Source organism: Streptomyces sp. NPDC001220 (assembly GCF_053597895.1).
Map to the genome: position 1 here is coordinate 13,531 of NZ_JBSFJE010000019.1, position 26,132 is coordinate 39,662.

23 protein-coding genes are annotated in these 26,132 nt (G+C 72.5%); 18 read left to right on the plus strand and 5 right to left on the minus strand.

What is annotated here, in order from left to right; translation table 11 throughout:
• Window positions 1-306: 306 nt before the first annotated feature.
• A complete protein-coding gene (locus ACWDGI_RS36220) occupies window positions 307-1,404 on the plus strand; it encodes a hypothetical protein (RefSeq protein ID WP_450766500.1) in 1,098 nt (365 codons plus the stop codon).
• Between the two features lie 45 nt (window positions 1,405-1,449).
• Window positions 1,450-1,920: a hypothetical protein gene (locus ACWDGI_RS36225; protein WP_450766502.1), complete on the plus strand. Its 471-nt coding sequence runs from the start codon at window positions 1,450-1,452 to the stop codon at window positions 1,918-1,920.
• Between the two features lie 55 nt (window positions 1,921-1,975).
• Here ACWDGI_RS36225 and ACWDGI_RS36230 read toward each other — a convergent pair whose 3' ends face one another.
• Window positions 1,976-3,334: an NHL domain-containing protein gene (locus ACWDGI_RS36230; RefSeq protein WP_450766504.1), complete on the minus strand. Its 1,359-nt coding sequence runs from the start codon at window positions 3,332-3,334 to the stop codon at window positions 1,976-1,978.
• Between the two features lie 434 nt (window positions 3,335-3,768).
• Here ACWDGI_RS36230 and ACWDGI_RS36235 point away from each other — a divergent pair, with 434 nt between their 5' ends.
• Both ACWDGI_RS36235 and ACWDGI_RS36240 read left to right on the plus strand, forming a co-directional pair.
• A complete protein-coding gene (locus ACWDGI_RS36235) occupies window positions 3,769-4,143 on the plus strand; it encodes a ferredoxin (protein WP_450766692.1) in 375 nt (124 codons plus the stop codon).
• 46 nt (window positions 4,144-4,189) lie between these two features.
• On the plus strand, window positions 4,190-4,504 hold the full coding sequence (locus ACWDGI_RS36240) for a hypothetical protein (RefSeq protein ID WP_450766506.1): 315 nt from the start codon (window positions 4,190-4,192) through the stop codon (window positions 4,502-4,504).
• An 84-nt stretch (window positions 4,505-4,588) separates the two neighbouring features.
• On the opposite strand, the gene ACWDGI_RS36245 is transcribed toward ACWDGI_RS36240, so the two are convergent.
• Both ACWDGI_RS36245 and ACWDGI_RS36250 read right to left on the minus strand, forming a co-directional pair.
• Window positions 4,589-5,662 carry an alkene reductase gene (locus tag ACWDGI_RS36245; RefSeq protein ID WP_450766507.1) on the minus strand — a complete coding sequence of 358 codons (1,074 nt, stop codon included), beginning with the start codon at window positions 5,660-5,662 and terminating at the stop codon, window positions 4,589-4,591.
• A gap of 314 nt (window positions 5,663-5,976) precedes the next feature.
• Window positions 5,977-6,642, minus strand: coding sequence for a TetR/AcrR family transcriptional regulator (locus tag ACWDGI_RS36250; protein WP_450766509.1), 666 nt, complete (start codon window positions 6,640-6,642; stop codon window positions 5,977-5,979).
• A gap of 256 nt (window positions 6,643-6,898) precedes the next feature.
• On the opposite strand from ACWDGI_RS36250, the gene ACWDGI_RS36255 reads away from it, so the two are divergent.
• Both ACWDGI_RS36255 and ACWDGI_RS36260 read left to right on the plus strand, forming a co-directional pair.
• Window positions 6,899-7,684 (plus strand): SDR family NAD(P)-dependent oxidoreductase, encoded by a 786-nt coding sequence (locus ACWDGI_RS36255; protein WP_450766511.1) that lies wholly within the window; start codon window positions 6,899-6,901, stop codon window positions 7,682-7,684.
• Window positions 7,685-8,098: 414 nt separating this feature from the next.
• A complete protein-coding gene (locus tag ACWDGI_RS36260) occupies window positions 8,099-9,223 on the plus strand; it encodes an ABC transporter permease (RefSeq protein ID WP_450766513.1) in 1,125 nt (374 codons plus the stop codon).
• A gap of 63 nt (window positions 9,224-9,286) precedes the next feature.
• Here ACWDGI_RS36260 and ACWDGI_RS36265 read toward each other — a convergent pair whose 3' ends face one another.
• Complete coding sequence (locus ACWDGI_RS36265; protein ID WP_450766515.1) at window positions 9,287-9,787, minus strand: MarR family winged helix-turn-helix transcriptional regulator; 501 nt, start codon at window positions 9,785-9,787, stop codon at window positions 9,287-9,289.
• A 226-nt stretch (window positions 9,788-10,013) separates the two neighbouring features.
• Here ACWDGI_RS36265 and ACWDGI_RS36270 point away from each other — a divergent pair, with 226 nt between their 5' ends.
• The 10 genes from ACWDGI_RS36270 (at window position 10,014) to ACWDGI_RS36315 (ending at window position 21,439) form a co-directional block, all read left to right on the plus strand.
• Window positions 10,014-11,237: a Glu/Leu/Phe/Val dehydrogenase dimerization domain-containing protein gene (locus ACWDGI_RS36270; RefSeq protein ID WP_450766517.1), complete on the plus strand. Its 1,224-nt coding sequence runs from the start codon at window positions 10,014-10,016 to the stop codon at window positions 11,235-11,237.
• Window positions 11,237-12,073 (plus strand): EamA family transporter, encoded by an 837-nt coding sequence (locus tag ACWDGI_RS36275; protein ID WP_450766519.1) that lies wholly within the window; start codon window positions 11,237-11,239, stop codon window positions 12,071-12,073. Before ACWDGI_RS36270 ends, ACWDGI_RS36275 begins: the two co-directional genes overlap by 1 nt.
• A gap of 47 nt (window positions 12,074-12,120) precedes the next feature.
• Window positions 12,121-12,561: a YybH family protein gene (locus ACWDGI_RS36280; RefSeq protein WP_450766521.1), complete on the plus strand. Its 441-nt coding sequence runs from the start codon at window positions 12,121-12,123 to the stop codon at window positions 12,559-12,561.
• A gap of 204 nt (window positions 12,562-12,765) precedes the next feature.
• A complete protein-coding gene (locus ACWDGI_RS36285) occupies window positions 12,766-15,303 on the plus strand; it encodes a hypothetical protein (protein ID WP_450766523.1) in 2,538 nt (845 codons plus the stop codon).
• Window positions 15,304-15,425: 122 nt separating this feature from the next.
• The gene (locus tag ACWDGI_RS36290) at window positions 15,426-17,891 is read left to right on the plus strand and encodes a hypothetical protein (protein WP_450766524.1); all 2,466 of its coding nucleotides are present in this window, start codon (window positions 15,426-15,428) and stop codon (window positions 17,889-17,891) included.
• A 76-nt stretch (window positions 17,892-17,967) separates the two neighbouring features.
• Window positions 17,968-18,429 carry a GNAT family N-acetyltransferase gene (locus ACWDGI_RS36295; RefSeq protein WP_450766526.1) on the plus strand — a complete coding sequence of 154 codons (462 nt, stop codon included), beginning with the start codon at window positions 17,968-17,970 and terminating at the stop codon, window positions 18,427-18,429.
• Between the two features lie 51 nt (window positions 18,430-18,480).
• The gene (locus ACWDGI_RS36300) at window positions 18,481-18,915 is read left to right on the plus strand and encodes a VOC family protein (protein WP_450766528.1); all 435 of its coding nucleotides are present in this window, start codon (window positions 18,481-18,483) and stop codon (window positions 18,913-18,915) included.
• Between the two features lie 366 nt (window positions 18,916-19,281).
• On the plus strand, window positions 19,282-19,605 hold the full coding sequence (locus ACWDGI_RS36305) for a WXG100 family type VII secretion target (RefSeq protein ID WP_450766530.1): 324 nt from the start codon (window positions 19,282-19,284) through the stop codon (window positions 19,603-19,605).
• A gap of 65 nt (window positions 19,606-19,670) precedes the next feature.
• Complete coding sequence (locus tag ACWDGI_RS36310; RefSeq protein WP_351710679.1) at window positions 19,671-19,994, plus strand: WXG100 family type VII secretion target; 324 nt, start codon at window positions 19,671-19,673, stop codon at window positions 19,992-19,994.
• 50 nt (window positions 19,995-20,044) lie between these two features.
• Window positions 20,045-21,439: an EsaB/YukD family protein gene (locus tag ACWDGI_RS36315; RefSeq protein WP_450766532.1), complete on the plus strand. Its 1,395-nt coding sequence runs from the start codon at window positions 20,045-20,047 to the stop codon at window positions 21,437-21,439.
• Between the two features lie 152 nt (window positions 21,440-21,591).
• On the opposite strand, the gene ACWDGI_RS36320 is transcribed toward ACWDGI_RS36315, so the two are convergent.
• Complete coding sequence (locus tag ACWDGI_RS36320) at window positions 21,592-22,290, minus strand: response regulator transcription factor (protein ID WP_450766534.1); 699 nt, start codon at window positions 22,288-22,290, stop codon at window positions 21,592-21,594.
• Window positions 22,291-22,547: 257 nt separating this feature from the next.
• On the opposite strand from ACWDGI_RS36320, the gene ACWDGI_RS36325 reads away from it, so the two are divergent.
• Together ACWDGI_RS36325 and ACWDGI_RS36330 are read left to right on the plus strand one after the other, a co-directional pair.
• Window positions 22,548-23,369 carry a hypothetical protein gene (locus ACWDGI_RS36325; RefSeq protein WP_450766536.1) on the plus strand — a complete coding sequence of 274 codons (822 nt, stop codon included), beginning with the start codon at window positions 22,548-22,550 and terminating at the stop codon, window positions 23,367-23,369.
• The gene (locus ACWDGI_RS36330; protein ID WP_450766538.1) at window positions 23,366-26,086 is read left to right on the plus strand and encodes a right-handed parallel beta-helix repeat-containing protein; all 2,721 of its coding nucleotides are present in this window, start codon (window positions 23,366-23,368) and stop codon (window positions 26,084-26,086) included. The genes ACWDGI_RS36325 and ACWDGI_RS36330 overlap by 4 nt, the downstream gene beginning before the upstream one ends.
• Window positions 26,087-26,132 lie beyond the last annotated feature (46 nt).

Sequence of the window (26,132 nt, forward strand, 5' to 3'; positions counted from 1 at the left end):
TGAATTCGAAAGCGAATGGATGGCCGAAGTGAAATACCATCACTTGCTGCAACAGCCGAGGCCAAAGCACCTGCAGATAGAAACACCGGAATCATCGACCGGATGATCGACACGCCTTCAAGGTACCTTCGCCACAAGCGAGTTGAGAAGTGGCAACCGAGCCATTATCACCCGATTGGGCGTGATGCATGGAGGCATCTTCCCGAGTCATGGAGCCCGTGATAACTTCGATTGTCGGAACGTGTGCAGACGCCTGTTGCCATTTCGCCGAGCGCGGTTCGGCCGGAATTAGTCGAGGACGGGGAAATGCCTTCCAACGCGTACAACCTGGAACGTGCCAAGCGTCAGCCGCTGACGAAGAAGAACCTGCGGGAGCTCGGCATCGAGCAGATCTGGAAGTCCATCCTGGACCACCCCAAGCTGGTCTACGTCGACGACTACGGTGTGCGGCACAGGCCCGTCGGGTTCTCCGTGAACAAGTCGAGCTTCGGCGCTTTCCCCGGGTCCGCGTTCCAGCTGGGCTGGCTCGCCTACATGAACCTCGGGGAGCCGTTGATCGAGGAGCGGCGGGACATCACCCAGCCCCCGCCCGACACGTTCTCCTCGCGTGCTTACGTCAACCGCAGCCGGACGACCAAGATGACCTTCACCGACTCGATTCAGTTCACCGTGTCGAACGAGGTCACGTGGTCGCTCCAGGGTGAGGCTCAGCTCACCTTCGGCGGCAGCGTCAGCGCGGAGCTCCAGCTGCAGCTGCAGAACCAGCTTCAGCTGGGCCTCCAGTCGCAGCTCCAGACGCAGCTCCAGAACGACATGGAGAACAAGAACACGAACACTGTGACCAACGAGAACAGCAAGGACGACATCGGGGTGGACAACGCCAACGCCACCGAGACGGCCGTGAAGAACTCGGTGGCGAACTCGGCGGCGAACTCGGTGGCGAGCTCGGTGGCGTTCACGACCCAGGGCACCGCCACCGGCAGCGCGGAGCTCAACGCCCAGCTGATGCTGGGCATCACGGCCTCCGTCGGCGGCTCCCTGGAGACCAGCTGGAGCTCCAACTCGCAGATCTCCGGCGAGGTCGAGCCGAACTCCCGGGTGGAGACCATCGCCACGCAACGGCGCACCCGCAAGCAGTACGTCTACGAGATCCCGGTGACCTTCTCCGGGTTGCTCGCGGTGAGGTACGACGTGCCGGTGGCGGTCCTGTCTCCCCCGCAGCCCGGGGACCACCCCGGGCTCGACCAGCTGGTCGCCCGCGACATCGGCGACCTCGACCTGGCGGGCGGCGGCTTCCGGATGAAGGGGCTGGCCGAGGTCGTCTCCGCCCTGGAGGTCCACCACACGATGTTCGACGGCGAGAGCCTGGCCGGCAGCGAACGAGAGTTGCACAAGAAGCCTTGATCCGGGCGGGCGGCACCGCCACGACGACAACCAGGGGTGACGACCATGGTGTTCGACAACATCTTCGGCTCCGCGGGCGAGGGTGCGGGCCTCTTCTCGGTGACCACCGACGGCGCCAAGCCGCAGCCGGGGGCCGGCGTCGACTTCGAGGACGCCGACGACGACACATACGACGACACGAGCACGAGCCTGTTCAACAGCGCGATCCACGGGGCTTCCTCCCGGGCGAAGGTCGTGCAGGAGCAGTCGCCCGAAGCGCGGGCCGTCCTGGGCTTCCTGGGCTCATTCATCCAGACCACCCAGGCGTCGGCCGGTGTGCAGGCCCAGTACGCCCGGAGTCCCGGCTCGGTGTCCGCGGCGGCGTCCGCCGGCATGCAGGAGTCGAGTGCGACAGTGACGGAGCACAGCGGCCTCCAGAAGGACGAGGACCTGGAGAACAGGCCGAAGAAGAGCGATTTCAGCAAGGCCCCCAAGGCGTCCAAGCCGACCGCCGAGGACCCCTCCGCCTCCCAGTAGAGTCCGGCTCCCGAGGGGGGGGCAGGGGCGAGGCCGCCCCTGCCCCCCTCGGGCGTCATACGGGGAGCAGTTGCCACTGCCGGTCCCGGTGGTCGCCCTCCGCCCCGTGCTGCCTGATCGCCGTGCGGGCGTTGGTGTCGACCCGCAGGACCAGACCGCTGTTGCGGTTCGCGATCTCGTACACCCGCTGGTCCCCGGTCACGGGGCCCACCGGAATCAGCCTCCAGTGCTGGTGGCGCGCGTCGCCCCCCTCGTAGGCGCGCTGCGCGACCAAGGCCCCCTCCGACTCCTGAGCTCCGACGACCTCCAGGACCTTGCCGCTGCGCAGGTTCTCGATCGTGTACAGAACATCGCCGTCGTCCTGGCCCGCCACGACCAGCCGCCACCGCTGGTGGTCCCTGGCGGCGGGGAGCAACTGGTGGATCTCGGCCCCGTCCTTGGTGGACTCCCGCAGGACCGCCATCCGCAACCTCGACCGGACGTTGGCCCAGGAGACCACTGCGCCCGAATCGGGCAGCCCGGCCATCTTCACCGACGCGATCTTCCGAACGCGGTTGTTGGTGTGGTCGGCGATGTAGAGGGTGTCGACGCAGTCCACGGCGAGACCGAACGGGGCGTGGAGCTGGGCCGAGGCCGCCGGGCCGAGGTCACCTCCGAAGCCCCCGGTGCCGGTCCCCGCGACGGTGCTGATCTTCCCGTCGATCGTGATCTTCCGGACCCGGTGGTTGTTGCAGTCGGAGATGTAGAGGACGCCGGTGCTGTCCACCACCACGGCCAAAGGGTTGTTCAGCTGGGCCGAGGCCGCCGGGCCGTCGTCACCGCCGAAGCCCGCGGTGCCGGTGCCGGCGACGGTGCTGATCTTCCCGTCGGCCGCGATCTTCCGAATCCGCTGGTTGCCGGAATCGGCGATGTAGAGGTCGCCCGCGTCGTTCACGGCCAATCCGCGTGGGCGGGTCAGCTGGGCCGAAACCGCTGGGCCGCCGTCTCCCTTGAATCCCGCGGAACCGGTCCCCGCGACGGTGCTGATCTTCCCGTCGGTCGTGATCTTCCGGACCCGGTGGTTGTTGTACTCGGCCACGTAGAGGACGCCGGTGCTGTCCACCGCGACCCCCAACGGTAGGTTCAACTGGGCGGCGGTGGCGGGGCCGCCGTCACCGCTGAAACCTGCGGTGCCGGTGCCGGCGACGGTGCTGATCCTCCCGTCGGTCGTGATCTTCCGGACCCGGTGGTTGTTGTAGTCGGAGAAGTAGAGGGTGCCGCTGCTGTCCACCGCGATCCCGTACGGGCGGTTCAACTGAGCCGAAACGGCAGGCTCGTTGTCCCCCTTGAAGCCTGCGACCCCGGTCCCTGCGACCGTGCTGATCGGAGGGGTGGAGTTCTCGCCGCCGGTGGTTGCCACGTGGGCAGTGCTCATCGTCATCCCTTCACCGCGCGCCGACCGCCAACTACAGGCGGTGGTCGTTTGACTCCAGAAAGTCACAGGAGAGTGGAGGCTGGCAAGACCACTTCCGGGTGGTCCTCATGAAAAGCGGTGGTCAAGTCCCCCAATCAGCTCGGTAGTTGACCCCCGCCACGTCCAGGCGTGACACCGCTCGGCCGGGACGGCGTCCCGGATCCCGTCGACGGGCTCCGGGATTCGGCGGCAGCCAACGGCTCGCCATGGCCCGTCCTCATGGAACGTCGCCGGTACGGCGAGCCGCTGGAGAGGAGCAACGGGCGCGTTCGCTGATGTCGTACGCGGCCTCGATGCATCAGACCTCCCGAGGTGAAGCAGCAGGTCGGCAGGCCGATGCCCCTGGCGGTCTCGGTCACGTGTTTGCCGGGGCGGCCCACGGCAACCCGGGGGGCATGACGTCGACGACTTCTCAACAGGAGCTGTACGGATATCTTGAGGATCGTTTCGCCTGCGCACAGGCCTGTACGGAATGTGCTCGGCTGTGTGCGCTGGGCGCCAGCGTGTTCGATCCGGAGGGCACGGTCGAGCTGGAGCGGATACGCCGTACGGGCATCATGTGTGCCGAGGTGTGCGACGCGACCTGCCGGGCGCTGACCGAGGAGAACGTCCAGGACGAGGCCGGTCTGCGCATCCAGCTTGAGTGGTGCCGGACGATCTGTCTCCAGTGCGCCCGGGCCTTCGACACCCGCCCCGACGCCGAGAAGAGCGCGGCCGCGTGCCGGGCATGCGCCGCGGCCTGTACGGAATTCATGGCCGCGCTGGTCTGAACGACCTAGCCTGTCGGCGGGATGTCACCGCCGACGGGGAGCCGAGATGCCATCGCCTGAGACGCCGTTACGCCGACGGTCGACCGTCGGCACCGTCCTGGGCGGGGCCGCCTTCGCCGTCCTGCTGGCGTTCCTGAACTTCGTCACCGGCGTCTACACCTGGCTGGCCTTCGCACCGCCCCGGGCGTTCCCGTTCGACAATCTCGTCGCCGGCTACATCGCCTTCCTCCTGGCGCCCCTGACCGCGCTGATCACGCTGATCCCGGTGGGCAGGCGTTGGTTGAGCATGTGGTTTCTCGCCCCGCCTGCGGCGTTCCTGGCGACCGTGCTGGGCCGGCTCGTGTACGTCCTCGCCGGGTAGGGCCGGGGGTTCTCCCGGGCCGCGACGCCCTGGGGGAAGCCCGTCGGGCGCCGCGGGGTGCCGGTCGTGGTGCCGGGCGCGGGGTCAGTCGAGGGTCGGGTAGTCCGTGTAACCGGTGTGGTCGCCGCCGAAGCTGGTGGCGCGGTCGGGGGCGTTGAAGGGCCCACCCCGGGCGAGGCGGGCGGGCAGGTCCGGGTTGGCGAGGAAGAGGGCGCCGTAGGCGATGAGGTCGGCGGTGCCGTCCTCGAGCAGTTCCAGTGCGTCCGGGCCGGTGGGCTCCGTGCCCGTGAAGGGGTTGAGGACGAACGTGGTGGGCCAGGCCTTGCGCAGGCGCAGGGTCAGGTCGCGGATCTCGGGGGCCTCCATCTGGTGGAGGTAGGCGAGGTTCAGGGGAGCGAGAGCGTCGACGAGGGCGGTGTACGTGGCGTCGACATCGGTGCGGTCGCTCTCGTCGATGTCGTTGTACGGGTTGCCGGGGGAGATGCGGAAGCCGGTCCGGTGGGCGCCGATGGCCTCGGCGACGGCCTGGGCGGTCTCCACGGCGAACCGGATCCGGCGCTCGGGGCTGCCGCCCCATGCGTCGGTGCGGGTGTTGGAGTTCGGTGCGAGGAACTGGTGGATGAGGTAGCCGTTGGCGCCGTGCAGTTCCACGCCGTCGAAGCCTGCCTCGACGGCGTTGCGGGCCGCGTCGGCGTAGTCCGCGATCGTGTCCCGGATCTCGTCCCTGGTGAGCTCCTTCGGCGTCACGAAGTCCTGCGGACCTGCGTGGGTGTAGACCTGGCCCGCGGCCTTGACCGCGGCGGGGCCGACGGGGGTGCGGCCCATCAGGGACGGGTGGCCGACCCGGCCGGTGTGCATCAGCTGGAGGTAGATGACGCCGCCTTCGGCGTGCACGGCGTCGGTGACCTTGCGCCAGCCGGCGATCTGCTCGGCGGTGTGGATGCCGGGAGTGTCGGGGTAGCCCTGGCCGACCACCGACGGCTGGGTCCCCTCCGTGACGATCAGGCCGGCCCCGGCGCGCTGGGCGTAGTACTCGGCCATGAGATCGGTCGGGGTGTTGCCCTCGCCGTAGGCGCGGGAGCGGGTCATCGGCGCCATCACGATCCGGTTGGCGAGGCGCCTGCCGCCGAGTTCGGTCGCTTCGAAGGCATTCGGCATGATCATCGTCCTTGGTCACGGGTACGTCGGCCGCCGAGGGCGGCCGCTTGCGGACAGGGCTCGGCGTGTGGCGGTCCGCCCCCACTCGAGCTATTTACTGTCCGAACAAGTAAATACGGTCACCGCTTCCGCGAGTGACGTGTGACGTGGGTCACTTGTGAGGGTGGCGGGACTGTGTGGCAGGTCCATGAGTGCCTGTGAGCTGCGGATTTCCACGCCTTGGCGAAACCTTGCTCACGCGGGCAGCGGGATCGCATCCGCTGCGAGAGAAATAAATGGTCGGCAAATGTTGCCGAGCCGCCGCGCCGCGCGGCTCAGTCGCTGTCTGTGCCCGTATGCAGATGGACGGTGATGTCCTGATGTGTCGGGGAGGGCGGCAGCGGGCGGGCGTCGTTCGGGCGCAGGCCGTCCACGAAGATGCGCACATGGCGGGTGGCCAGGGCCTTGGCCTGTTCCGCGGGCAGGTACGGCATCGGGCGGCAGACCAGCGCCCCGGTGGTGATCAGGTCCATGTGCGTGACATCGGATCGGATCGCGCCCCGGGAGCGGGCGTGGCCGAGTACCTCGTCCAGGAGCGGTGCGATCCGGCCCTGGAGTTCGACCGCGTCGGGGCTGGTGGCGACCGGCCCGCCGATCAGGGGGAGTACGAGTGTGTCCCGTTCGTCGACCAGGCGGAGCAGGAACCCCTCGACGGCCGCCAAGGGGTCCTGCGGAGCGGTGTCCAGGGCGCGGCGAGCGGCCTCGGCCACCGTGGCGAACCCGTCGAGGACGACCTGCTGGACGAGGGCCTCCCGATCGGGGAAGCGGCGGTAGAGCGTGGCGATGTTCACGCCGGCGCGGCGGGCGATCTCGTCCAGCGGGGCGGCGGTGCCCAGTTCGCGGAAGGCGGTGCGGGCTGCGGCGAGGATCTGTGCCCGGTTGCGGGCCGCGTCCGCCCGCAGCCGTGGTCTGCCGCTGTCGCCAGGGGTGCGGGAAGCCACCGTGTGCCGTCCTTTCTCGGCCGCGCCGACCGGCCGTGATCATCGCGGGTCGACGCGTCGAGGTTACGTCAGCCGGACTCCGGTGGGACGATAAACGAAGGATTTCCTGCGGTTGGTGTTACGGTGGGTGTGCCGTCGTAGACCGACGACGTCCGGACGCACACGCCCGGGCGCGGTGCACGCTCCCGTCGGGTCAGGGCGCCGCGGCCGTTGCCCACAGAGACAGTCGCCGACGTTTCCTTGGAGAAGAGCAGTGGTGTCATCCGCGCAGAAGGCACGATTCGAAGGCAAGGTGGCGGTCGTCACCGGTGGCAGCCGTGGCATCGGCGCCGCTGTCGCCAGGCGGCTGGTGCAGGAGGGTGCGGCGGTGGCCATCGGCTACCGGGGCAACCAGGAGGCCGCGGCCGCCCTGGTCGCCGAGCTCCGTGACGGCGGCGGTCGGGCCGTCGCCGTCCAGGCCGATGTCGCCGACCCGGAACAGACCGGAGCGCTGATCGAGCGGGCGGTCGCCGAGTTCGGCCGGCTGGACGTGCTCGCGTCCTGTGCCGGTATCGAGCACTTCGACGCGCTGGAGAAGATCACCCCGGCCGACTTCGACCGCGTCTTCGCGGTCAACACACGCGGGCAGCTGTTCGCCGTCCAGCACGCCGTCGCCCACCTGGGCGAGGGCGGCAGGATCGTGCTGACCTCGTCGGTGAGCGCGTCCAAGGCGTTCTTCGGACACACGCTGTACGCCGCGAGCAAGGCGGCGGTGGAGTCGATGGTCCTGAACCTGTCCGCGGAACTCGGACGCAAGGGCATCGCCATCAACGCCATCGCTCCGGGCGGCACCGCCACGGACATGGCCCGCGAGAACGGCGCGAGCTATCTCCACCCCGACCTGGCCGGGAAGCAGGACCTGTCCGAGTGGCTGAAGGTCGGCGTCGCGCTGCGGCGGCTGGCGGAGCCTGCCGAGGTCGCCGCCGGATACGCCTTCCTCGCCTCCGCCGACGCGGCCTACATGACCGGCCGCACACTGCAGCTCGACGGCGGGATGTTCTAGGACGGCGGGCTGTCCTGAGGGGACAACCCGAGGAACCGACAGCCCGAGGCACCGGACAGCCCGAGGCACCGGACAGCCCGAGGCACCGGACAGCCCGAGGGAACAGCAACGGCGAACCCGCCCCACCCCCGACCACCAGCGGCAGGCCACGAGGCCCCCAGCGTGCCACCCGAACCCGGAACCCCACGAAGCCCCCGGCACTCACCCTCACCCGACCCCGGAACCCCACGAAGCCCCAGCGCCCTGCCCGACCCCGGAACCCCACGAAGCCCCGGCACTCACCCGACCCCGGAACTCCAGGAAGCCCCAGCGCCCTGCCCGACCCCGGAACCCCAGGAAGCCCCCGGCACTCATCCGACCCCGGAACCCCACGAAGCCCCCAGCGTCCCGCCCGACCCCGGAAAGCTCTCGCCCATGCACCACGGCATACAGCCCTCTGTCAGCGTGCCGCCCCAGGCGGCCCCGTACCCTCCGGGTGCCGACCCCGCCGCCGAGCACGTCCGGCACGCCAGGCACGCGCTGGTCGACTCCGAACCCGGACTGCCCGCCCCGGTGCTCGCGGCGGCCGCCGGCGCCCGGAAGGCGGTCCTCGTGCCGGTGCTCACCGCGCTGGCGATAGGCACCGTGTTCGTCGCCGTCTACCTCGCGGCCTTCCACTCCCCGTCCGTCCGCCACCAGCCCGTCGGTATCGCCGCCTCCGACAAGGTGGCCGCGCACGCCGAACTCGCCCTCAACAACGCGGCCCCGGACGGGTACACCTTCTACCGCTACCCGGACGCCACGGCCGCCCGCCGGGCCGTCACCCACGACGAGGTCCCGGCCGCCCTGGTCGCCGACGGCCGGGGCACGCGGGTGCTGGTCGCCGGCGCGCAGGGGCCGTCCACGGTGTCCAGCCTCGCCACGGCGCTGACCACCGCGGTCGGCAAGCCGGTTCCCGTCAAGGACGTACTGCCCCTGGCGGCGGGGGACTCCCGCGGACTGTCGGTGTTCTACGCCGCCTTCGGCGTCGTGCTCGCCGGCTTCCTCTTCGCCGTCTCCTCCTACCAGATAGCGCCACGCCTGGGGCTGGCCGTACGCGTCGCCTCGATGGTGATCTTCGCCGCGGCCTCCGGCCTGATGGTGGCACTGATCGGGCACAGCGCCCTGAGCGCGCTGCCCGCCCCGTTCGCGGTGGTCGTCCTCGTGGTGGGCCTGCTGGCGTGGGCCGCCGCCGCGGCCGCCGGAGTGCTGCTTCGGGTGTTCGGGCCGCTCGGCATGCCGGTCGCCTCCGTGGTGCTGCTGATCCTCGGCAACGCCACCTCCGGCGGCATCCTGCCGGCCACCTTCCTGCCCGCCTGGCTCTCCCCGCTCGCCTCGGTCCTGCCGCCGGCCGCGGCGGTGAGCGGACTCCGGGGCGCCGCCTACTTCCACGACGCGCATCTCACCGGTGCCGTGACCACCCTGGCCGCCTGGTGCCTGGGCTGCCTGACCCTCCAGTACGTACTGGACCGGGTCGCCGCCCGTCGGACCGGTTCCGCGGACCTCGCGGCCGCACGCTGACGGCCCGTCACCCTGCCGCCGGAGACGGCCCGGCCTCGCCGCGGCTGTTCGCCCCGATCCCGGTCAGGACTGCTGCGACGTGGCGCGGGCGAGGCTCTCCTCGATGCGGTGCAGCACTTCGACGGCCTCGGCCTGCCGGGCCGGGGCCATGCCCTCGGCGACCCTGGCCTCCAGGTCCAGCCAGACCTGCTCCACCTCACCGCGCAGCGCGTTGCCGGCCGCCGTGGGCTCGATGATGGAGACCCGCTTGTCGGTGGCACTGGGGTGCCGGCGGACGAAGCCCGCGTTCTCCAGCCGCCGGACGGTACGGGTCATGGTGGCGGCGTCGGAGCCGAGCAGCCGGACGAGGTCGGTCTGCCGCTGCGGGCCCCGGTCCCACAGCTGCATCAGGACCAGTTCCTGGCCGGGGTGGAGCCCTACCCGGCGCAGTAGTTGGCCGGCCAGCATGCGGTGCAGACGGGCCACGCGGAGGATCGCGTGATTGAGCGTGCCGGCCGCGACCGAATCCGGCATGCGCACGTCCGCCGGCGCCGTGGTCCCGGCGGCGGACTCCGGCTGGCTCATGGGGTTCCTCGCGTGACCTGTGCGGTTGACCGAACAGGGAGAGGCTACCGCGAAGCGGTTCCCCAAGAGGGACGCCCGCCATGCCCCGGAACAGGGGACTGCCCAGTGATCCACGGCCGGAACTACCGTCGGAGCGCGCGTGAGTGGCCGCTTCCGGGTCTTCCACGACCGCCAGTGGCGCGCTCCGTGGTCACTCCTCATCGGCTTTCCCTAGGAGCCCATCGCCGTGAACAGCGGACTTCTCACCCCGCCCGCGGCCCGTGCCGGCGGCGCGGCGCCCCGGTCCCCCGAAGCGTCACTCACCTGGACCGACCCCGTCACGGGACGCCAGGGCTTCCTCGTCATCGACCGGCTCGTCCGGGGTCTGGCCAGCGGCGGCCTGCGGATGCGCGAGGGATGCCGTCCCGAGGAGGTCAGGGAGCTGGCGGCGGCGATGAGCGTGAAGGAGGCGCTGCACTACGACCCCACGGGCCGCTACCTCCCCATGGGCGGCGCGAAGGGCGGGATCGACTGCGACCCGCTCAGCAGCGAGGCGCGCGGCGTGCTCTGCCGCTTCCTCGCCTTCGTCCGGCCGTACCTGGAGAACAACTGGGCGACCGGCGACGACCTCGGCACCACCACGGAACTCATCGACGAGGTGCTCGGCGAGCTGGGTGTGGAGGGCTGCATCGCCCCGGTCGTGCGCACCCTCGACGACCCTCCGGCGGCGCGGAAACGGTTCGCCGACGCGTTCGCCGTCGAGGTCGACGGCATCGGGCTCGGCGAACTGGTCGGCGGCTGCGGGGTCGCGGAGGCGGTGCTCACGCTCCTGGACCGGGACGGCGTCTGCCGGACGTCCGCCACCGCCGTCGTCCAGGGCTTCGGAGCCATGGGCGGCTCCACGGCCCGCTTCCTGCACGAGGCGGGGGTCCGGGTGGTCGGGATCTCGGACGTCCACGGCACCGTCGCCAACCCGCGCGGCCTCGCCGTCGAGGACATGCTGCGCCACCGGCGGGCGTACGGCGCCATCGACCGCAGCCGGCTCGGTGCGGACGACGTCCTGCTGGAGCGGGACGCCTGCCTGTCGCTCGCGGCCGACGTGCTGGTCCCGGCCGCGACCTCCTACACCGTCCACGAGGCCAACCAGGACCGGGTGGCGGCCCGCTACATCGTGGAGGCGGCGAACCTGCCCGTGACCGCGGGCGCGGAGGAGCTGCTTCGCGCCCGCGGCCGCGTCGTCGTACCCGACGTCGTCGCCAACTCGGGCACCAACGCCTGGTGGTGGTGGGTGCTCTATGGCGATGTCGCCCCGACCGCCGACTCCTCCCTGTCCAAGGTCCGGGGAGCCCTGCGCGACCTGGTGACGGAGACGCTGAAGCTCGCCGAGGACGCGGTGTGCACGCCCCGCCAGGCGGCCCGCTATCTGGCCGACGCCAGACGCGATGTGCTGCTGAGCCGGACAGGTGCCTGATGGTCACCACACTGCTGGCCGGCGTGGCGGCGCTCGGCTGGGGCGCGGCGGACTACTGCGGCGCCAGGGCCTCGCGGAGCGTACCGGCCGCGCGGGTCGTGTTCCTCTCCCAGGTGCTGTCCCTCCCGGTGGTCGCCGTCTGGCTCGCGGCGACCGCCGAGCACGGCCCCGCACCGACCGCTCTCGCCTGGGGGTTCGGGGCCGGCGCCCTCGGACTGCTGGGGCTGGTGCTGCTCTACCGGACGCTGGCGGCCGAGGGAATCGTGCTGGTGGCTCCCGTCACGGCGGTGACCGCGGCCGTCGTACCCCTGCTGGTCGGACTGGCCGTCCAGACGGCGCCCGGACCGCTCGCGCTGTGCGGGGTCTGCTGCGCGGTGCTCTCGATCGCCCTGGTGAGCCAGGCCGGGCGGATCCGGCAGGCCACCGTCGCGCTGCGCACCCTGCTGCTGGCCCTGGCGACCGGCGGCGCGCTCGGACTGCAGCTGGTGTTCATCTCCCATCCGGGACCGGACGCCGGACTGTGGCCGCTGGTGGGCGCCCGAGCCGTCTCCATCCTGTGCGTGGCTCCGGGCGCGCTGCGCGGATGGCCGAAGGCGGCCGGCGCGCCCGTGCCGTGGCTGCCCGTGCTGCTGGCCGGCGCGCTCGACTCGGCCGCGTTCGCCTTCTGCCTGTTCGCCACGGACCAGGGTCTGCTGAGCGTGGTCGGACCGATCGTCTCGCTCTACCCGGCGGCCACCGTCGTACTCGCCCTGCTGCTCGACGGCGAACGCGTGACGGTACCTCAGGCCCTCGGGCTCTGCCTGGGCGCCGGGGCGCTGCTCCTCGTGGCCGTCTAGCGCCGACGCCCCACCGATTTCCCTTCCTCCTCCGGAGAGACACCGACATGAGCGACGACCAGAAACAGGTCCTCCAGGCCGCCGACGACCTCGTGGCCGCCTACGCCGAGGGACGCCTGAACGACTACTTCAGGACCTTCGCCCCGGACGCGACCTTCGTCTTCCACACCGCCGAGCAGCGGATCGAGTCCGTCGCCGAGTACCGGCGGGTCATGGCGCGCTGGGTCCTCGAGGACGGCTTCCGGGTGCTGAACTGCCTCTCCTACGACCGGATGGTCCAGCTCTGGGACGACACCGCGGTGTTCACCCACTCCGTCGAGACCCGGATCTCCACCGGTGCCGGCGAGGAGACCCTTCACGAACGGGAGACCATCGTCTTCCGCCGGGAGGCCGGCGGCCGCTGGCTCGCCGTGCACGAACACCTGTCACCGGCCGCCGCCGCCACGCCGCCCGGCCCGGATCGGCGGCCGGCGGGCGATCCGGCGTAACCGCGAGCGGCGAACCGATCCCGCCGGCCATCCGTAGCTGTATGCGGAGGCGGCCGGGAACCCGCGCGCCCGGCCCGTCGCCGCGGGACCGTCACCACGGCGGACCCGCCCCCGCACGCGGGCGGCGGTGCACCGGAGGGAAGGCGGCCCGCCCAAGGACGTACGCCCGCGCAGGGCTGCATGCCGTCACGGAAGGAGCAGTTCATGTCCCGCTGGGGCACTCTCTTCACGCGCTTGGCACCGGGCCGGGGCCAGCAGCCCGGTGGCACGGCGGGAGAGCTCGACACGCCCGTCCTCGTCGACCGGTACGACGGGCTGACGCTGCTGCGCCCCACCGAACAGGCCGTCCCCGGCCCGGACGACGTGGCGGAACTCGCCCGGTCACTGGGTGCCGAGGGGGGCCAGACCGTCGCCACCGTCGTCGTGGGCGTCGACGGCCCCGTGCCGCCCGCGCTGTGGACCCGGCTCGGCGACGTCCTCGACATGCTCCGGGACGACGGTACGACCACCCTGCGCCTGGTCGTCTCGGGCGCCGGCAGCGGGGGCGCCGACCGGCCCGCACTCGCCCAGCGGATCGCCGACGCCTGGGGGTTCGGCGTGATCGCCCCCGACGGCAGCGCGCTGCTGGTCCCCGGCGGCACCCTCTTCGTCCCCGACCCCGCCGAACCGTCCGGCGGCTGGCAGCTCTTCCAGCCCGGCACGGAGCCGACACCGCTCGGCGTCCGCCATCCGGCCCCCGGCTGGGGGACCGCCTTCGCGGCGCTGCCCGAACGCACCGCCGGCGGCTACACCGTCCGCCCCGTCCCCAGCGGTGTGCTGCTCCAGCCCCCGGGAACACCGCCGCCCGCACCCGGTGCCCTGTGCTACGCGGTGCCCGTCGACACCGGCCACCCCACCGTGCTGGTCGGCGTGCCGGGCCCGGGCGGCGGCGCCCGGATCCCCGCCGACGACCTGGCCGCGCTGCTCGCCGCGCTGCCGCCCGCGGTGCGCGCGCGGGTCCGCGTCGCACCCGGCGCCGAGGGCGACCTGCTGCCCGCCGTCCAGCAGGTCACCGACGCGCTGGACATCGAGGTGGAGGTGCTGACCGGGCCGCCCCTGGCGGCCCGGACCGCCACGCCGGCCGACGCCGACTCCGAGGCGGACGCCGACTCCGACGGCCATTCTGAGCCCGTACTCGGATCGGTCCTCGTCGACGGCGCGGGCCGGCCCACCTGGCGGCCCTACGTCGAAGCCGTCGTCTGCCGTCCCGGTGCCGCCGGCCGCGACGACGAAACCCCCGGTCCCCGCCTGCTGCGCTGGCGCTCTCCGGTGCCCGACGCCCGGGAAGAGGACGCCGGAGTGGTCCGGCTGTCGGAGCGATGGCAGGTCACCATGACCCGGTCGGGGCTCGCCCTGGGACCCGTCGGCCGGCCCCTGCCGCTCGCCGGCCGCCCCGTGCTCGCGGACCAACTCGCCGTCGAGATCGGCCCGTCGGACCAGCCGCTCGACGAGACCTGCTGGTCCGCCCTGTCGCATGTGCTCGACTATCTCGACCCCGAGGCACGTGAGTACGCCGTCCTGCACGCGCCCGGCCGCTCGGCCGACGAGAGCCGGATGCTGCGCAGGCTCGCCGTGCAGCACGGCGTCCGGATGCTGTGGCCGCCGACCGCCGGCGCCGACCCGGACGCCCTGCCGGAACCGGCCGCCGACGCGCGGGCCGTCCCGGCGCCCACCGCGGAGGCTCCCGCGCCGGACGGGTTCTCCCGCTACCGCGAGCGGATCGGCGGCATCGTGCAGGCCGCCAACGGGGGCCGGTACGACGACGCCACGGCCCTCGCCACCGCGCTCGAACGCGAGGCGTTCACCACCCACGGCTCGGAGCACCCCACATCCCTGCAGATCCGTCAGATCAGGGCGCACGTGATGCGGCTGGCCGGTCACAACGCCCTCGCGGCGGACCTCTACCGGCGGGTCGCGTTCAGCCTGCTGGTGACCGCCGGCATGGGCAGCGTGGACGCGGAGCAGGCCGCCGCCAACGCGGACGCCTGCTGGCGGGACACCGGCGACATCGCGCTCGCCCTGCGCATCGCGCCGTCGATCATCTCCCTGCGGCAGAAGGTGCCGGGCCCGGACGGCCGTTGGCTGCGCGCCGCGGAACGCTACCGGGAGCAGCTGGAGGCCGCGCACGCCACCCCGCCCACACCACACCTGCCGTCCGCCGTACCGGTCCCGATGACGCCCTCACCGACGACCGAGGACCACCACAGGACGCCTCCGGCGATCAACGAACATGGGACGCGTTCGGCGGTGGGCGGGCCTCGGACGCCTGCGGCTGTCAGTGAGCGTCGGATGCCTGCGGCTGCTGGTGAGCTTCAGGTGCCTGTGGGCGCCGCCGAGTCGCGGATGCCGCGGGCCGCCGCCCAGCCTCGGATGCCTGCGGCTGCTGGTGAGCTTCAGGTGCCGGTGGGCGCCGCCGAGTCGCGGATGCCGCGGGCCGCCGACGGGGCTGGGACGCCTGTGGGCGCCGCCGAGTCGCGGACTCCTCCGGTTGCTGCCGAGTCGCGGACGCCCCCGCCAGCTGCCGCTGCCACGGGTGCCGGTGCGCGGGTGCGGAGGTCGGCTGCGGCGCGGGAACTCGTTCCGGTTGTGGCGGCCAGGCAGGCGAAGGGCACCGGTGTCCTGTCGCCGCAGCCGTCGGTCGTCGGCCGGGGTGACGACGTCGCGGCCGCCACCTCGTGCTCGGCCGTGGCGGGACGTTCCTGATGCCGAGCGGACCGGGGCCGGACGGGCGGCGCCGAGGCGGAGGTCCTCGACCGCGCGCCGGACGGTCGTACCGGCGTCGTAGCCCTCACCGCACCCCGACAACGACCCGAAAGTGAGCGGGGATGGCACAGTCAACCACCGGCAGGGCCACCGCGGGTGACGCGACCGTACGCGTCGAGGAGCACGACCGCCTGCTGGTGCTCCGGTCCGGCACCCCCGCGCCGGCGAGCGACGCCGAGATCGACGACCTCGTCCGCGTGCTGCGCTGGTCCGGCGATCCGACGGTGACGCTGCTCGCCGACCCGGGGACCATGGCACAGGCGGACTTCTGGCCCCGCCTGAGCGGATTGCTCGACTCGCTGCGCGCGGCCGGCCGTACCGCCGTACGCCTGGCGATGGCGGGCACGGGCGGGGAACGGCCGGGTCGGCCGGCGTTGGCCCGGCGGGTCGCCGACGGCTGGGGCGTCACCGTGGAGGCTCCCGCCGCCGAGGTGCACATGGTGCCCGGTGGCTCGCTGTACGCGCCCGGCGGATGGCTGGGGTTCGCCCCCGGAGCCGCCTCCCCGGTGCCGACCGGCGTGCGCTGCCCGAGGCCCGCGTGGGAGGTCGGGCTCGACGCGGTTCCCGGACACACCACGGGCGGACAGGTGATCGAGCGGATCCCCGCCGGCCTGTTGCTGCGGTCTGCCCGGGTCCCCGGCACGGTTCCGGGCGACCTGTACCACACGGTTCCGCTCGACCCTCGACGGCTCACACTGGTGGTGTGCGGCCTGCCGGGAGACGGCACGGTCGCGGACGAGGTCGCCGGTCTGCTCTCCGTCCTGCCCGAACCGGTGCGCGGCGGCGTGCGGTTGGCGCCCGGTGGTCCCGGTGATCTGCTGCCGCTCGCCCAACTCGTGGCCGAACGGCTCGGCGCCCCGGTGGTGGCCGCCACCGGGCTGCCGCTGCTCACCGACGGCCCGTCCGGAGGCACCCGCGGTGTCCGATCCGTCGTGCTCGGGGCGGACGGTGCGCCCCGCTGGCTGCCGTTCGTCAACGCCGCCGAGTGCCACCCCGCTCGGGAACCCCGGCTGCTGGGCTGTGCCGCACCGCTCCCCGGCACGGACGGTTCGCCGGACGGCCCGGTCCGGCTCACCGGGCGCTGGCAGGTGACGGTGACCCGTGCGGGGCTGTGGGTCGGCCGGTACGGTGCCGCCCGCCCGGACGGGGGGCTCGCGGTCGGCCCGGAGGGACCGGTCGTCGAGGCCGGTGTCCCGGGGGAGCGGCCGGACCACACGCTGTGGGCCGCCCTCGACGCCCTGCTCGGCACCCTGGCGCCGCAGGTGTGCGCGAGCGCCCTGCTCCAGGTGTACTGCGCCACCGCGGCGGACGCTCCCGCGCTCCGCGAACTGGCGACCCGGTACGCCGTACGCACCCAGGCGGCCCCGGCACGGCCGTCTGTGCCGGCACCGGTGCCGGCAGAGAGGCCGACCAGGTCCGGTGGGGCCGAGGTCGTCCCGTACTCGCGAGCCCCGGTCGCCGAGGCAGCACCGGCCGTGCCCCGCACCACCGCTGATCCGGTGGCCGCGCCCGATCTCGCCGGAGCCTGGGAGCATCTGATCCGGGGGCGGGAGGAGATCGCGGTGCCCCGGGAGCCGGTGGTTCCCGATCCGCCCGCCGGGCCCGATCTCGACGAGGCATGGGAGTACCTGAGCCGGCGTCCCCTGGCGGCCGCCGCCACGGACGGGCGGCCACCCCGGCCGGGCGTGACCCGCGCGGACGGCGCGGAGCCGGTACGGTCGGCGCACGCGAGGTCCTCCTTCCGCGCCGGTCACCGCAGCAGCCCCGCGGAGCACACGGCCCTGCGGCTGCTCGCCGGCCCGGCCTGGGAGCGGCACGCGCCCGCCGTCGCCCGCGCGCTCGGCCGACTGCCCGCCATGGCGGACGTGGAACGGGAAGCCGCCGAGGCGGACCTGACGGCGCTGCGGCTCTACCTCGACGACGCGGGCGGACTGCTCGACCACCGCGCCCTGGCCGCGGCCTGCCACGGGCGCGACGACCGGCTCCTGCCGTTCGCCGCCTGTCTGGTGTCGGCGCTGCGCCGGCTGCCGACGCACAGGGGTGCGGTCCTGCGCGGCGCGGGCTCCGCGCTTCCGCACGCGGAGGACCCCGAGAACGACCCGCTGCGCCCCGGCACCGTACTCCGGGACCGTGCACCGCTCAGCGGCGTGCGGGCGGCCGGGGGAGCGGACCGGCCGCGTGGCCCGCGGTACGCGATCTGGTCGGTGACCGGCAGGCTCGCCCGGCCGCTGTTCCACGATCCCGAGAGGCCGGAAGAGGTCCAGGAGGTGGTGTTCGCCCCCGGCACACCCTTCGTGATCCTCGACGTACGGCGCACCGGCCCGTCCCCGGTCGTCCTGCTGCGCGAACTGCCCGCCTCGGGCGGGGCACCGGCGTCTTCGCCGGGCCAGGACGCGAACGCCGAACTGGGCGAGGCCGACCGGGCCGCGCTCGCCGGCCTGGACGAGGCGCTGCGGGGCCGGGACGGCCAGAGCGGCGCCGGAGGCTGGCCGGAGCGGTGCGCCGGTCCGGTGGGCGAGGGCCCCTAGGGTCCGTGGCGAAGGCGGACCCAGGTCGTCAGCGGTGGGGAACTGTGCGGCCGGCCGGACTGGCATACTCCCCGCCATGACTGACGATCATGGAACTGGCCCGATCCTGACCGTGGGCGAGCGCGACACCGAGCTCAACAGGCGGCTGGACGAGGGGCTCACCGCGTTCAACACGGCCGCCACGGGTGTGGCCGAGCAGGGCACGCTGTCGGTCAAGGTCACCGACGAGGCGGGCGAGTTGATCGGCGGGCTGGCCGCGTGGACCTGGGGTGGACTGTGCGGGATCTCGATGCTGTGGGTCCGGGAGGACAGCCGCAAGGACGGCTGGGGCAGCAAGATCCTGAAGGCCGCCGAGGAGGAAGCGCTGCGGCGCGGCTGCGATCGCGTGGCCGTGTCCTCCTTCACGTTCCAGGCCCCCGGGTTCTATCAGCGCCATGGCTATGCCGAGACCGGCCGCACCCTGGGTATCCCCGGCGGCCACGCGGACGTGCACATGTTCAAGTCGCTGACCGAACCGTCGGCTTCGGGCCTGTCGTAGGCCCGCTGCTCGTCCGTCAGCTCTCTCCACGCGTCCTGGTATGTTGCGCCGATGTCAGAGATCAAGAAGTTCCAAGTCACCTTTGACTGCGCGGAACCTGAGCGCCTGGCTCGTTTCTGGTGCGAGGTGTTGGGGTACGTCGTGCCGCCGCCACCTGAGGGGTTCGCCACTTGGGACGACTACAAGGGCTCGCAGCCACCTGAGCAGCGGGATTCATGGTTCGCCTGCATCGATCCCTCGGGTGTGGGCCCGCGACTGTACTTCCAGCGTGTTCCCGAGGGGAAGGTCGTCAAGAACCGGGTGCACCTCGACGTGCGGGTCGGCACCGGCCTCGTGGGCAAGGAGCGCCTTGCCGCGCTTGAGGCCGAATGCGCACGACTGGTCCCGCTCGGCGCGGTGCACGTGCGAACGCTGCTTGCCGATGGCACCAACGAGTCGTGCATCCCGATGCTGGACATCGAGGGCAACGAGTTCTGTATCGACTGAGCGTTGCTGCGAGCCGGAGGGGCGGGGAGCCTCCTCCCCTGGGCCCACCTTCCGTGGGCCCCCTCCGGCCTCGTACGGGTGTGAGCGACGGTCCGAGGCGGCCGATGACGCGGTCGGCGTCGGCCGGCTTCGACACCCATGACGACTGGGTGAGCTGGCGCCATGTCAGGTGGGGACACCTGTCTGATGGGAGAGCAAGTCCGCTGCGATGCGCGGGACTTCCGGCACCCCTGCCGTCCTGCCGCGCCGCGCCGGGACGCCGTCCGCCAGGTCCCGGGGACACCGGAATGGGGATCTGTCGGGCTCCTGCTGCCGCTGCCACGCTGAACTGGACCGGTATCAGTCCACCCGGACAGGAGCAGTGCGGTGACCGACTTCAAGGTGACACCGGAGCAGATCTCGCTGGCCGCGACGTCGTGCGACAGCACGGCGGCCGAGATCCAGGGACAGCTCTCGGACCTCAAGACCTACGTGGTCAACATGGAGGGCTGGTGGCAGGGCATCGCCCAGGACACCTTCCAGGCCCTCATGCAGGAGTACGACATCTACTCCCGCATGCTCCACGACGCGCTCACCGACATCGCCAGCGGGCTGCGCGGCAACTACGTCAACTACACCGACAGCGAGCAGCAGAACATCACCTCGATCAACAACATCGAGGCCGGGCTGTCGAGCGCCAACCTCAGCTGACCCACCGTCACATCAGCGCCACCCGAAGGCCCCACCCGGTATCCGGCAACACCAGGGAGTGAATCATGGCAGGAAACGTCGACGGCGCGAACCTCATGGTCAAGGAGGAACTCGCCGGCTCGGGCACGCACATCAACGGCGTCGCCCAGACCATCGCCGACGAACTCCACGACCTCATCAACAAGCTCCAGCCGGTCCTCGCCGGCGGCGACTGGAACGGCGCCGCGCAGCAGTACTTCGAGGGTCTGGAAGCGGAGTGGAACTACGCCGCCAACGGCCTCTTCGGCCCGGGCGGCGTGCTCGGCGAGATCGCCAACGCGATGCACGTCAACTGGAACAACTACTCCGAGGCCGAGTGGGCCAACTCCCGTACCTGGCAGCACCGCTGACCGTCGCCCCGGCGGCGGAACACCCCTGCATCCCCTGAGGAATCGTCATCGTGGATGAGCACTGCCGTATCACCGTCGTCGGCGAGCGCCGGAAGGTGGACCTCGCGGTCCCGGCCGGCGCCCCGATCGTGAGCTATGCCGACACCCTGGCGCGTCTGTGCGACCAGCGGGAGTCCGACATCATGCCGGCGGCCTGGACCCTGGGCGCGGCGACCGGGAGTGCCTTCGCCCCGGAGTGGTCGCTCTCGGAACTGGGCGTCACCGACGGACAGGTCCTCTACCTGCGTGACGCCACCGCCGACGAGCTGGACGACCCGGTCGTGCACGACGTCGCCGAGCGGGTCGCCGAGGTCTCCGAGGGCGTCCTGGACCGCCGGTGGGACGCCCGCTCCCGGACGTACACCCTGACCGCACTCGCCCTGAGCTGGCTCGTCGCCACCCTGTTCGTGCTCGCCGTCCGGCACCGCCCGGGCACGGGCGTCCTCCTCGACCTCGCGCTCGCCGCGGGACTCGCGCTGCCGGCGCTGGCATGGGTCGCGACGGAGCGCAGCTGGTCCGTTCCGGCGGCCCTGCGGATGACGATGGCCCTGTGCGCGGTGCCCGCGCTGGCCCTGAGCGCCTGGTCCGCCGCGCTGGGCCACGGCACCGACCAGCTCGGCCTGGAAGGCGTCATGACCAGGACCGGGCTCGCAGTGGCGGCCCTGGCCTTCGGCGCGCTGCTCGGCGCCTTCCTCGCCGCCGTGGCGGCGCCGGCGGTGACCACCTCCGCCACCCTGTTCACGGCCGCCGTCGCGACCGTGCTCGGCGTCGGCCTGGCGGCACTGCGGGCCGACGCCGTCCAGGCCGCCTGCGTGGTCGCCGTGGCCGCGTTCGCCCTGCTCACCGTCGTGCCGTCGGCCGTCAGCGGCACGGTGGCCTTCACCTGGCGGCGGGTCAGGATGCGGGTGCAGGAGGAGCCCCGTGACGACGAGGTCGCCCACGCCGTGCGCGCCGCGACCGTCCTGCTGGCGAGCTGGAGCGGTGCCCTGAGCCTGGTCCTCGGCGGCGGCCTGGTGGTCATGGCGGCCTCCGGCTCCCCGTACGCCGACCTCGCGGCCGGACTGCTGGGGCTCGCGGTCCTGCTGCGTGCCGGGTCGGCCCGGCTGGTCGCCGAGGTGGTGCCGCTGCTGGTGGCCGGTACGGCCGGGCTCTTCACCCTGCTGATCACCGGCCCCGAGCGCTTCGGCTCCGGGACCTGGGCCGGGCCCGTGGGCAGTGCCCTGGCCGCGGCCGTGCTCCTGGTCTACGGATTCCGGCGCATGATGCGCCGCGCGGACCTGCCGGCGATGGCGCGGCCCCGGTGGCTGGCCGGCTTCGGCTCGGTACTGGCCGGGGGCAGTGTCGCCCTGGCGGTGGCGACGTTCGGCGCGTTCGGCGCCATCGTCAGCCTGGGCCACCACATCTGACGAGCCGGCGATCCGACGGTTCGGCGCATACCGCTGTGACCGCCGGCCCGCACACGGGAGTGCGGGGCGGCGGTCACGACGGGGCTTCACAACGCGGGATTCGACGGCTTGACGGCTCGACGGCTTTGCGGCGGAAAGGGCGCGGTGCGATGTCAGGCGGCGGAGGTGTACCCGGCGGGGGAGTAGCCGCCGGCCAGCGCGGGGCTGCGGAACTCGTCCCCCTGAAGCAGGCCGAGCTCGATCGCCTTCCGGGTGAGGTCCGCCTTGTTGCGGACGTTCAGCTTGTTCCTGATCCGCTTCACGTAGGTGCTGACCGTGGCCTCCGTCAGCCCCATCCGGCGGGCGATCTGACCATGGGTCAGACCGGTGGCCAGCAGCCGGAGCGCCTCCCGCTCCCGGTGCGCGAGCGCCGGGGCGGGGGTGCCGGCGGGCTGCCGCAGCTCGTCGTGGAGCCGGGTGGCGAGGCCGGGCGCGATGTGCAGACCGCCCAGCGCGACCGTCTCGACCGCGCGCAGCAGCTCCTGCTCGCCCGCCTGCTTGCCGACGCAGCCGTAGGCCCCGGCGCGCAGCGCGTCGGTCACCGGCTGCCAGCCCGCGAAGTCGGCGACCACCAGCACCCGTCCGCACCGCGTGAGCGCGGCGACGGTCTTGGCGAGCGCCGGTCCGGGCTGCGGCGGAGCGCCGTAGACGACGACGTCCAGACCCTGTGCGTCGGCTTCCGGCAGCTCCGCGGGATCCGCGGCCAGCGCGACCACCCGCAGCAGTGCGCTGCCGGAGAGCAGGGTCTCCAGACCCAGGCGCACCAGACTGTGCTGCTCGACAACGGCGATCTGAGAAATCTGGGGGGACATTGCGCTCCTGCCATTCTCAGGTTCGGTGAGTTCCTGAGTACGAACGTAGCCCCCGCGTCAGCCCCCACCCCCGCTGCGCGCCCCGTGAGAGAAAACACGTGAACCCGCCCGTGACCTCGTACGTAACTCAAGTCGGGTGCCCTGCGGCCGAGTAGCCCACCCGTGCGCCCGCACCACGGCTATTCGTCCCGCCGTCCCTTTCGCGTTCCCTTTCCCAGGATTATTCGGACACTCAACAATGAGGGGTGCTTTCCCGCATGATTGATGAGGACTGGCGTGAGTTCTCCTCCGCATTCGCCGAATCCGTACGGCCGGAGGACCCACGAGGCCGGACCGGCAAGCGCATGCTCGTGGTGAGCGTCTCCACGCTCCTGGCCGTCGCCCTCGGCGCGCTGGTGTACGGCGCGCTCGGTGGCCCGGCCTTCGCACTGCCCAACGAGGTCAAACCGATCGCCCCCAGCCCGGACGCCACGCCCTACCAGGCCGGCGGCCAGAGCTCCGGACAGACCTGGAAGGCCATCGCCGGTCCCGACTGCGCGGCGAGCAGCGACGGTTCGACCAGCTTCGCCGCGTACGGCTACTCCACCGGGACCGACGCGGACGGCACCACCGCCTGGACCCAGTCGGACAGCGGCGGCTACACCGGCGAGGCCTGCACCGGCGGGTACCTCTCCATGCCGGTCTCCGGCAAGGCCAGTGCCTTCGACGCGAGCCGGTACGCCCTGTGGAAGTACGACTTCGGCTCGCACTTCACCGTCGCGTCCTGCCGGATCTCCAGCTTCGTGCCCACCAACTCCTCCCGCACCCTGGTCGGCGGCTCGCCCGCGTACTTCTACTACTACGGCGACGACTACGCCTTCGGCGCCGAGGCGGCCGAGCAGCCCAAGGCGCTCGGCGGTTTCATGGTCGACCAGGTCGGCAAGGAGCGGCAGGGCCGCTGGTTCACCTCGCCCTCGTTCACCGTGCGGACCGGCCGGGTGACCGTCAGGCTCGTGGACGCCGGCGCCGAGAGCGGCGACGCGGCCGAGGGTGTCCATGTCGCCGCCGCGCAGGTGCGGCTCACCTGCACCTCGACATGACCGCCGGCCTGCGCGTCGCCCCCCGCGGCTGGGGCACGTACAAGACGATCGTCGCCGCCGTCCGCGAGGCCCCCGAGGGTGCCGTGATCTCCGTCCAGCCCGGCACCTACACCGAGAGCGTGCTCCTGGACCGCGACATCACCCTCGCCGCGGAGAAGGGCCGCGGCACGGTGCGGATCGTCGCCGGTGCGCACGGCCCCGCCCTCACCGTGCAGAGCCCCGGCGGCCGGGTGCAGGGCCTGGTCCTCGAGGGACATGGCAGGGAACCGGCCGTCCTCGTCACCGCCGGCGCGGTGGAGATCTCCGGCTGCGAGATCACCGGCGCCGGCGTCCAGGTCACCGGCACCGCCGCCCCCGTCCTCCGGGACTGCGAACTCCACCACACCGGCGACATCGGCCTCCATCTCGCCGGGGACAGCCGGGCCGTGGTCGAGAACACCGGCATCAGCGACGTGGACGCCGTCGGAATCCTCGTCGACCACGGCGCGGCCCCCACCCTGACCCGGGTCTCGGTGACCCGCACCGGCGGCCACGGCATCCGGATCACCGGCTCGGCCCGCGCCGCCCTGGAGCTGTGCGCCGTGACCCACACCGGAGCCGCCGCCGTCGCCGTGGACGACAGCGCCCGGCCCGTGCTGCGCACCTGCCGGATCGGGGACAGCGAGGCCGGCGGAGTCGTCATCACCGGAGACGCCGGCGCCGACACCGCCCCCGACGACGCCACGGCCGGTGAAGCACCGTCCGCCGGCGGCGAGTTCGGGGTCGCCCTGCGCGGCTGCGAGATCGCCCGCACCGGCCGGGACGCGGTACACGTCACCGGCAGCGCCGTCGCCTCCCTCACCGACTGCCGGATCAGCGACATCCGCGCGGCCGGCGTCGTCGCCACCGGCGCCGGCCGCCTCCGGCTGCACGACACCACCACCACCGACACCGCCGGCTCCGGCCTCGCGGCCGGCGGCGAGGCTCGGGTGGAGGTACGCGGCGGAGCCTTCACCCGCTCCGGCGCCAACGGCGTCTACGCCTCCGACACCGCACACCTCACCCTCACCGACTGCGCCGTCACCGTCTCCGCCTACACCGGGGTCCACGCCGGCGACGGCAGCCGGGTGACCCTCCACGACAGCCGGGTCCAGGGCACCCCCGAACACGGACTGCGCAGTGTCGGCCAGGCTCTACTCACCCTCACCGACACCAAGATCGACGACACCGAGCTGTGCGGCATCGAGGTCGACGGCGGCGACCTGTCCGCCCGCGGCTGCCGCATCACCAAGGCCGCCACCGGTATCGGCCTGCGCACCGAACACCGTCCCCTCGTCGACGACTGCTCCGTCAGCTCCTGCTCCGGCGTCGGCATCGACATCGGTGCCGGCACCGCCGCACTGGTCGTCGACACCCGCGTCACCGGCACCGGCGCCGCCGGGGTCTTCGTCCGGGAGGGCGCCGCCGCCTGGCTGACCGACTGCTCCATCACCGACACCAAGGGCACCGGTCTCGTCGTCCAGGCGAAGGCCACGCCCCGGGTCCGCGGCACCACCGTCACCGGCACCGCGAAGAACGGCCTCTACATCGCCGACAACGCCGGTGGCCGCTTCGAGGACTGCGACATCAGCGCCACCGGTTTCCCCGCCGTCTACGTCGGCAGCGCGGCGACGCCCCTGCTGCGCGGCTGCCGTATCCACGACACCGACGAGGACCTCAAACTCGCCGACGGCGCCGACCCCGCCATCGAAGGCTGCCGCGTCGAGGCCGTGAAGATCAGCACGATGCCGGAGGAGGCACTCGGCGGCGGCGAACCGCTGCCCGCGCCGGCCGCCGGGGCGCTCGCGGTGACACCCGGCGGGCGGTCCGGCGGCCCCGCGACACCGGACGCCAAGAGCACCGGAACCCGGCAGACCCGAGCGGAGAGCCTCTCCGAGGTACTGGCCGAACTCGACGACCTGATCGGCCTGGAGAGCGTCAAACAGGACGTCAGCACCATGGTCAAGGTCATGCAGCTGGTCCGCCGGCGCACCGAGGCCGGCCTCGCCGCGCCGCCGCTCAGCCGCCACCTGGTCTTCGCCGGCAACCCCGGCACCGGCAAGACGACGGTGGCGCGCCTGTACGGCCGTATCCTCGCCGCTCTCGGACTGCTCTCCCGCGGCCACCTGATCGAGGCCGACCGCGGGTCTCTGGTCGGCGAGTACGTCGGCCACACCGCGCCCAAGACCACCGCCGTCTTCAAACGCGCCCTCGGGGGCGTCCTGTTCATCGACGAGGCCTACGCGCTCACGCCCGCCGGGCAGGGCAACGACTACGGCCGCGAGGCCATCGCCACCCTGGTCAAACTCATGGAGGACCACCGCGACGACGTCGTCGTCATCGTGGCCGGCTACCCCGACGAGATGGAACGCTTCGTCGACATCAACCCGGGCCTGGCCTCCCGCTTCACCCGCACCCTGATGTTCGACGACTACGGCAGTGAAGAGCTGGGCCGTATCGTCGAGTTCCACGCGGCCAAGCACGAGTACGAACTGCCGCAGGACACCCGCGAGGCGCTGCGCGGCTACTTCGGCGCCCTGGTCCGCGACGACCGCTTCGGCAACGGCCGTACCGCCCGCCAGATCTTCCAGCGCATGACGGAACGGCACGCCCAGCGGGTGGTGGAACTGGTCGAGCCGACGACGGACGACCTGGTGACCCTGCTGCCGGACGACCTGCCGGCCGTCGTCGTGGAGTGAGGTACCGGCAGGGCAGCAGGGCAATGCAACGGCGCCCGGCCGAGAA

Bases quoted from the DNA above. Each gene is read 5' to 3' on its own strand.
- ACWDGI_RS36225 (WP_450766502.1), top strand. From the start codon at position 1,450: ATGGTGTTCGACAACATCTTCGGCTCCGCGGGCGAGGGTGCGGGCCTC.
- ACWDGI_RS36290 (WP_450766524.1), top strand. From the start codon at position 15,426: ATGGCACAGTCAACCACCGGCAGGGCCACCGCGGGTGACGCGACCGTA.
- ACWDGI_RS36275 (WP_450766519.1), top strand. From the start codon at position 11,237: ATGGTCACCACACTGCTGGCCGGCGTGGCGGCGCTCGGCTGGGGCGCG.
- ACWDGI_RS36295 (WP_450766526.1), top strand. From the start codon at position 17,968: ATGACTGACGATCATGGAACTGGCCCGATCCTGACCGTGGGCGAGCGC.
- ACWDGI_RS36300 (WP_450766528.1), top strand. From the start codon at position 18,481: ATGTCAGAGATCAAGAAGTTCCAAGTCACCTTTGACTGCGCGGAACCT.
- ACWDGI_RS36245 (WP_450766507.1), bottom strand. From the start codon at position 5,662: ATGCCGAATGCCTTCGAAGCGACCGAACTCGGCGGCAGGCGCCTCGCC.
- ACWDGI_RS36240 (WP_450766506.1), top strand. From the start codon at position 4,190: ATGCCATCGCCTGAGACGCCGTTACGCCGACGGTCGACCGTCGGCACC.
- ACWDGI_RS36330 (WP_450766538.1), top strand. From the start codon at position 23,366: ATGACCGCCGGCCTGCGCGTCGCCCCCCGCGGCTGGGGCACGTACAAG.
- ACWDGI_RS36310 (WP_351710679.1), top strand. From the start codon at position 19,671: ATGGCAGGAAACGTCGACGGCGCGAACCTCATGGTCAAGGAGGAACTC.
- ACWDGI_RS36235 (WP_450766692.1), top strand. From the start codon at position 3,769: ATGACGTCGACGACTTCTCAACAGGAGCTGTACGGATATCTTGAGGAT.
- ACWDGI_RS36230 (WP_450766504.1), bottom strand. From the start codon at position 3,334: ATGAGCACTGCCCACGTGGCAACCACCGGCGGCGAGAACTCCACCCCT.
- ACWDGI_RS36265 (WP_450766515.1), bottom strand. From the start codon at position 9,787: ATGAGCCAGCCGGAGTCCGCCGCCGGGACCACGGCGCCGGCGGACGTG.
- ACWDGI_RS36220 (WP_450766500.1), top strand. From the start codon at position 307: ATGCCTTCCAACGCGTACAACCTGGAACGTGCCAAGCGTCAGCCGCTG.
- ACWDGI_RS36260 (WP_450766513.1), top strand. From the start codon at position 8,099: ATGCACCACGGCATACAGCCCTCTGTCAGCGTGCCGCCCCAGGCGGCC.
- ACWDGI_RS36280 (WP_450766521.1), top strand. From the start codon at position 12,121: ATGAGCGACGACCAGAAACAGGTCCTCCAGGCCGCCGACGACCTCGTG.
- ACWDGI_RS36320 (WP_450766534.1), bottom strand. From the start codon at position 22,290: ATGTCCCCCCAGATTTCTCAGATCGCCGTTGTCGAGCAGCACAGTCTG.
- ACWDGI_RS36325 (WP_450766536.1), top strand. From the start codon at position 22,548: ATGATTGATGAGGACTGGCGTGAGTTCTCCTCCGCATTCGCCGAATCC.
- ACWDGI_RS36285 (WP_450766523.1), top strand. From the start codon at position 12,766: ATGTCCCGCTGGGGCACTCTCTTCACGCGCTTGGCACCGGGCCGGGGC.